The sequence below is a fragment of the Streptomyces sp. NPDC016845 genome (assembly GCF_044332585.1).
Classification (GTDB): domain Bacteria; phylum Actinomycetota; class Actinomycetes; order Streptomycetales; family Streptomycetaceae; genus Streptomyces.
Genome location: NZ_JBIRPI010000008.1, coordinates 294092 through 300815, shown reverse-complemented (window position 1 = coordinate 300815; position 6724 = coordinate 294092). Strand labels below are relative to the sequence as shown.

At 68.3% G+C, this 6724-nt stretch carries 6 protein-coding genes and 1 rRNA gene; all 7 read left to right on the top strand.

The window, feature by feature from the left end; translation table 11 throughout:
* Positions 1 to 94, top strand: a 5S ribosomal RNA gene (gene rrf / locus ACH4RC_RS22405); the annotation flags it as partial.
* 135 nt (positions 95 to 229) lie between these two features.
* A complete protein-coding gene (locus ACH4RC_RS22400) occupies positions 230 to 838 on the top strand; it encodes a CDP-alcohol phosphatidyltransferase family protein (RefSeq protein ID WP_398203578.1) in 609 nt (202 codons plus the stop codon).
* A gap of 115 nt (positions 839 to 953) precedes the next feature.
* Entirely contained in the window at positions 954 to 3449 is a 2496-nt protein-coding gene (locus ACH4RC_RS22395; protein ID WP_398203577.1) for a sugar phosphate nucleotidyltransferase, read from the top strand.
* 102 nt (positions 3450 to 3551) lie between these two features.
* A complete protein-coding gene (locus ACH4RC_RS22390) occupies positions 3552 to 4457 on the top strand; it encodes a DUF881 domain-containing protein (protein WP_398203574.1) in 906 nt (301 codons plus the stop codon).
* Entirely contained in the window at positions 4454 to 4786 is a 333-nt protein-coding gene (locus ACH4RC_RS22385) for a small basic family protein (RefSeq protein WP_031069011.1), read from the top strand. The genes ACH4RC_RS22390 and ACH4RC_RS22385 overlap by 4 nt, the downstream gene beginning before the upstream one ends.
* A 5-nt stretch (positions 4787 to 4791) precedes the next feature.
* Complete coding sequence (locus ACH4RC_RS22380; RefSeq protein WP_398203571.1) at positions 4792 to 5709, top strand: DUF881 domain-containing protein; 918 nt, start codon at positions 4792 to 4794, stop codon at positions 5707 to 5709.
* 82 nt (positions 5710 to 5791) lie between these two features.
* Positions 5792 to 6718, top strand: coding sequence for an FHA domain-containing protein (locus ACH4RC_RS22375; protein ID WP_394438470.1), 927 nt, complete (start codon positions 5792 to 5794; stop codon positions 6716 to 6718).
* The last annotated feature ends 6 nt before the right edge of the window (positions 6719 to 6724 follow it).

The following is a 6724-nucleotide window of genomic DNA, read 5'->3' as shown; positions in this document are numbered from 1 at the left end:
AACGCCCGGTTACATTCCGAACCCGGAAGCTAAGCCTCACAGCGCCGATGGTACTGCAGGGGGGACCCTGTGGGAGAGTAGGACGCCGCCGAACTCATTGTAGAGAAAAGCCCCGTGCCATATGGCACGGGGCTTTTCTGCGTTCAGGGCACCCCCTGCTCGGGCCCGGCGGGGCTGAGGGTAAAGTCAGGGGGCATCGTTGGCTCGTTTCCCCACAGGAGGCCCCCGGGTGGAGGTCCAGGAGACCCGTGTCCAGACGGACCGGGTGCTCACCATCCCGAACATCCTCAGCATGGCGCGTCTCGTCGGCGTACCCCTCTTCCTGTGGCTCATCCTCAGGCCTGAGTTCGGCGGGCCGAAGAGCGACGGCTGGGCGCTGCTGGTGCTAGCGCTGAGCGGGATCAGTGACTATCTCGACGGGAAGCTCGCGCGCCGCTGGAACCAGATCAGCAACCTGGGCCGGCTTCTCGACCCCGCCGCTGACCGGCTCTACATTCTGTCGACCCTGGTCGGTCTGACCTGGCGGGAGATTCTTCCCATTTGGCTGACCGCCATACTGCTGGCGCGTGAGCTGGTTCTCCTGGTGATGGTGGGGATCCTCCGGCGCCATGGCTATCCGCCGCCGCAGGTGAACTTCCTCGGCAAGGCCGCCACGTTCAACCTCATGTACGCGTTCCCTCTGCTGCTTCTCAGTGACGGGGACGGGTGGATCCACGAACTCGCTGCTATTTTCGGATGGGCGTTCGCCGGTTGGGGTACAACCCTGTATTGGTGGGCAGGGATCCTGTACATGGTCCAAGTCCGCCGACTTGTCAGGGCGGACTCCACGGCTGATTGAGCTCGCCATTCGGTCTTCGGTGAAGCCGGGCGGCCCGCGTCACACAAACTGCGGGTTATCGGGTGAGTGAAGTCGGCCGGACCGTCATCTCTTTCAAGAGGAGGACGCTTCCGACATGAAGGCCGTCGTGATGGCCGGAGGCGAGGGCACCCGCCTTCGCCCCATGACCTCGAGTATGCCCAAGCCGCTCCTGCCGGTGGCCAACCGGCCGATCATGGAGCACGTGCTCAGGCTGCTCAAGCGGCATGGGCTTACCGAAACCGTGGTCACTGTGCAGTTCCTGGCCTCACTGGTCAAGAACTACTTCGGGGATGGCGAGGAGCTCGGTATGGAGCTCACCTATGCCAACGAGGAGAAGCCACTCGGCACCGCCGGCAGCGTGAAGAACGCTGAGGAAGCGCTGAAGGACGACGCGTTCCTCGTCATCTCCGGTGACGCCCTGACCGATTTCGACCTCACTGAACTCATCAATTTCCACAAGGAAAAGGGAGCACTCGTCACCGTCTGTCTGACGCGTGTCCCCAACCCGCTGGAATTCGGAATCACCATCGTCGACGAGGAAGGCAAGGTCGAGCGCTTCCTCGAGAAGCCGACCTGGGGTCAGGTCTTCTCCGACACGGTCAACACCGGCATCTACGTCATGGAGCCGGAGGTCTTCGACTACGTCGAGGCCGACAAGTCCGTGGACTGGTCCGGTGACGTCTTCCCGCAGCTGATGAAGGAAGGCAAGCCGGTCTACGGCTACGTGGCCGAGGGGTACTGGGAGGACGTAGGTACCCACGAGAGCTATGTGAAGGCCCAGGCCGACGTTCTCGAGCGCAAGGTCGACGTCGAGATCGACGGGTTCGAGATCTCGCCGGGCGTCTGGGTCGCCGAGGGTGCCGAGGTGCACCCCGACGCGACGCTGCGCGGCCCGCTCTACATCGGTGACTACGCCAAGGTCGAAGCCGATGTGGAGATCCGCGAACACACGGTCGTCGGCTCCAACGTCGTCGTGAAGAGCGGGGCCTTCCTGCACAAGGCCGTCGTGCACGACAACGTCTACATCGGGCAGCAGAGCAATCTGCGCGGCTGCGTGGTCGGCAAGAACACCGACATCATGCGGGCCGCTCGGATCGAGGACGGCGCCGTCATCGGCGACGAGTGCCTGGTCGGTGAAGAATCGATCGTTCAGGGCAATGTGCGGGTCTACCCGTTCAAGACGGTCGAGGCCGGCGCCTTCGTCAACACCTCGGTGATCTGGGAGTCCCGCGGCCAGGCCCACCTGTTCGGGGCCCGTGGCGTCTCCGGCATCCTGAACGTGGAGATCACGCCCGAGCTCGCCGTGCGGCTTGCGGGCGCGTACGCGACGACCCTGAAGAAGGGGTCGACCGTGACCACCGCACGTGACCACTCGCGTGGTGCGCGTGCGCTGAAGCGGGCCGTCATCTCCGCCTTGCAGGCCAGCGCCATCGACGTACGGGACCTGGAGAACGTGCCGCTGCCGGTGGCCAGGCAGCAGACGGCCCGGGGCAGCGCCGGCGGCATCATGATCCGTACGACGCCGGGTGTGCCGGACTCCGTCGACATCATGTTCTTCGACGAGCGTGGGGCCGACCTGTCGCAGGCCAGCCAGCGCAAGCTCGACCGGGTGTTCGCGCGGCAGGAGTACCGGCGGGCGTTCCCGGGCGAGATCGGGGACCTGCACTTCCCGTCCAGCGTCTTCGACTCGTACACCGGGTCGCTGCTGCGGAACGTCGACACGACCGGGATCGCCGAGGCCGGGCTCAAGGTCGTCGTCGACGCGTCCAACGGCAGCGCCGGGCTCGTCCTGCCCAGCCTCCTCGGCCGCCTCGGCGTCGACTCGCTGACGATCAACCCGGGGCTCGACGAGTCGCGGCCGACCGAGACGGCCGATGCCCGGCGGGCCGGGCTCGTGCGGCTCGGGGAGATCGTGGCGTCGGCGCGGGCCGCGTTCGGCGTGCGGTTCGACCCGGTCGGTGAGCGGCTGTCGCTCGTCGACGAGAAGGGACGGATCGTCGAGGACGACCGGGCGCTCCTGGTGATGCTCGACCTCGTCGCCGCCGAGCGGCGGAGCGGGCGGGTCGCGCTGCCGGTGACGACCACGCGGATCGCCGAGCAGGTGGCCGCGTACCACGGCACGCAGGTGGAGTGGACGAACACGTCGCCCGACGACCTCACGCGCGTGGGGCGCGAGGACGAGACCATCTTCGGCGGCGACGGCCGCGGCGGCTTCATCATCCCGGAGTTCAGCAGTGTGTTCGACGGGACGGCGGCCTTCGTGCGGCTGATCGGCCTCGTCGCGCGTACGCAGCTGACGCTGAGCCAGATCGACGCGCGTATCCCGCGGGCGCACGTCCTCAAGCGCGATCTGGCGACCCCGTGGGCGGTCAAGGGCCTTGTCATGCGCCGCGTCGTGGAGGAGGCGGGCGAGCGGTCCGTGGACACCACCGACGGGGTGCGGGTCGTCGAGGCGGACGGGCGCTGGGTCATGGTTCTGCCCGACCCGGCCGAGGCCGTCACGCACCTGTGGGCGGAGGGCCCGGACGACGCCTCCGCGCAGCAACTGCTCGACGAGTGGGCGGCGGTGGTGGACAGCGCGGGCCGCTGAACAGGCAGCTGTACGCGGCCCACAGTCCGGTCGGTGCCCTTCATGGGTGCCGACCGGCGCGCCGACGGGGCCATTCGGAGGTAACGGCCGCGACGTGCGACGATGTGCGGCATGCCGCAGCAGCCCCCCGTTCGGAGCACTCCTCAGCGCCCTCCGCGCCCTGACGCCTCCATGTCGTTGCTGACCAATGTCATGGACCACAGCCTGGACGACGGGTACGCGGAAGCCACGGCCCGTATGCGGGCCTCGGGGCAGAGCGGACTGCCGAAGACGCTGCGCGCGAAGCTTGGCCTCGCGGCGGGGCTCGTGCTCGCCGCGCTCGTCGTGACCGTGGGAGCCGCGCAGGCCCGGGTCGCCGCGCCGGTGGTCGCCAAGGAGCGCGAGGAGCTGATCGACCGCATCAACGAGGAGACCGCCTCCGCGGACAAGTTGGAGAGCCGGGTCGACTCGCTGCGGACCGATGTGGGGGAGATGCAGCGCGAGGCGCTGAAGAAACACGGCGGTGAGCAAGGCGAGTTGACGGGTGTCCTGTCGGGCGCCGTTCCTGTGCACGGGCCCGGGGTCAAACTCGTCGTCGACGACGCCAAGTCGGCGGAGTCCGGCGGCGGGAGCGGGCCGCGGGAGAGCGCCGGGTTCTCCGACACCGGGCGGGTGCGCGACCGCGACATGCAGCGCGTGATCAACGGCCTGTGGGAGTCCGGCGCCGAGGCCGTCAGCATCAACGGGCAGCGGCTCACCGCCCTGTCCGCGATCAGGGCCGCGGGTGACGCGATACTGGTCGACAACAAGCCGCTGGTGCCGCCGTACACGGTGCTCGCGGTGGGGGACGGCCGGCGGCTGAGCACCCGGTTCCAGAACAGTTCCGACGGGCTGTATCTGCACGCGTTGCAGGAGAACTTCGGGATCCGGACCAGCATCTCGGCCCAGGACGACGTCCAGCTGCCCGCCGCACCCAGCGTGATCGTACGTACAGCACAGCCGAGAGCAGAGCAGAAGGGCACATCGTGATCGCCGTACTGGGCCTCGTCGTGGGAGTCGTGGTCGGGTTGTTCGTCCGGCCCGAGGTGCCGGCAGTGGTGGAGCCCTACCTCCCGATCGCCGTCGTCGCGGCGCTCGACGCGGTGTTCGGCGGGCTGCGCGCCATGCTGGACGGGATCTTCGTCGACAAGGTGTTCGTCGTGTCGTTCCTGTCGAACGTGGTCGTGGCCGCGCTCATCGTCTTCCTGGGCGACAAGCTGGGCGTCGGCGCGCAGCTGTCCACGGGCGTCGTCGTCGTGCTCGGCATCCGCATCTTCTCCAACGCGGCCGCCATCCGCCGGCACGTCTTCAGGGCGTGACGCCGATGAGTACGGAGCACGGCAAGCACGCCGACAACACGGAGCACGGCAACCACACGGAGCACGGCAAACATGCCGAGCACGCCCAGAGCAGGGAGCAGCACCGGTACCGCAAGGAGCTGCCCGCCGAGGTCCCCGTGAGCAGCGAGGCGTCGGCGCAGGCGGCGGCGCGGGAGCCGGGCGACGAGGCGGGGCTCACCGGGCGGCAGCGGCTCGTGCAGGGGCTGTGGCCGCCGCGCGTGTCGCGCGCGCAACTGACCGTGGCGGTGCTGCTGTTCGTCCTCGGCCTCGGGCTCGCCATCCAGGTGCGGTCCAACAGTGACGACAACAGCGCGTTGCGCGGCGCACGACAAGAGGATCTTGTTCGTATCCTCGATGAACTCGATGACCGCACTCAGCGTCTGGAAGATGAGAAGCAAGGTCTCGAGGACCAGCGGACCGAGCTGGAGAACAGCTCGGACCAGGCCGAGGAGGCGCGCAAGCAGACGGTGGAGAAGGAGAAGCAGCTCGGCATCCTGGCGGGCACCGTCGCCGCGCAGGGCCCCGGGATCACCCTGACGGTCACCGACTCGAAGGGGGCCGTCGAGGCGGACATGCTGCTCGACGCGGTGCAGGAGCTGCGGGCGGCGGGCGCCGAGGCGATCCAGGTGAACGACGTGCGCGTCGTGGCCAACACGTATCTGACGGACGCGAGTGGAGGGAAGGGGGTCAGCGTGGACGGGCAGAAGATCGGTCAGCCGTACGTCTTCAAGGTGATCGGCAAGCCGCAGGACCTCGAGCCGGCCCTCAACATCCCCGGAGGTGTGGTGCAGACGCTGGAGAAGGAGCAGGCCACCGTGGTGGTGAACCGCTCCCAGAAGATCGTCGTGGACGCCTTGCGGGCGGCGCGGCAGCCTGATTACGCTCGGTCGTCCTCCGAGTGAGGCGAAGAGGCGTGGGGGATGTCGTGCAAGGGCATGAGGTTGCGGGGGGTCGCCGCACCGGAGACGGGGTGTGTGGTGGAAACTGTTTGGCGGATCCGGACGTTGTGAGGATGTCCGTGTCCATGATGTACGCCGATGTGTGCAGTCAGGGTTCGTCCTGCCCCACGGGCGGGTCTGTTTCGGTCAAGGGGAATCGCCCGTGAAGTTGTTTGCGAAGTTGTTCGGCAAGAGCGCGCGTGAGGACAACCGTCACCGTGCGTCGCGCCAGGGAGATGTGCCGGAGACGCAGGTGGGCGAGCGCCCGCTGTTCCGGGACCAGGTGGGTGGCCAGGGCGCGTCGTCTGTTGACCCTGCCGGTGGCGGCCGCATAGGTTTCGGGGAACCGTCAGCCTCAGGTACGGGTGGACAGTTCGGCTCCGGCCCGTACGCGTCCCAGGCCCCCGCGGGGCAGCCGCGGCAGGAGGATCCGTCCATGTCTGCCCTGGTGTGTACGAGGTGCGGGAACCGCAACGGCGAGAACAGCCGGTTCTGCTCCAACTGCGGGGCGCCGCTGCGCGGTGGCGCCGCGCCCGAGGGACCGTCGGAGACGACGTCCACGATCTCCATCTCGGGTCTCGAGTCCTACGACCCCGAGGCCACGGGACAGACGCAGCTGCCCGCCCTGTCGCCCGAGGCGCAGGCCGCGGTCGACGCGCTGCCGCTGGGCTCCGCGCTCCTGGTGGTGCGCCGCGGCCCCAACTCGGGCAGCCGCTTCCTCCTGGACGGCGACCTCACCACGGCGGGGCGCCACCCGCAGAGCGACATCTTCCTCGACGACGTGACCGTGTCGCGCCGCCACGTGGAGTTCCGGCGCCAGCAGGACGGCTCCTTCACCGTCTCCGACGTCGGCAGCCTCAACGGGACGTACGTGAACCGTGAGCGCATCGACTCGGTGCTGCTCAACAACGGTGACGAGGTGCAGATCGGCAAGTACCGGCTGGTCTTCTACGCGAGCCAGCGGGGTATCTGACCCAGC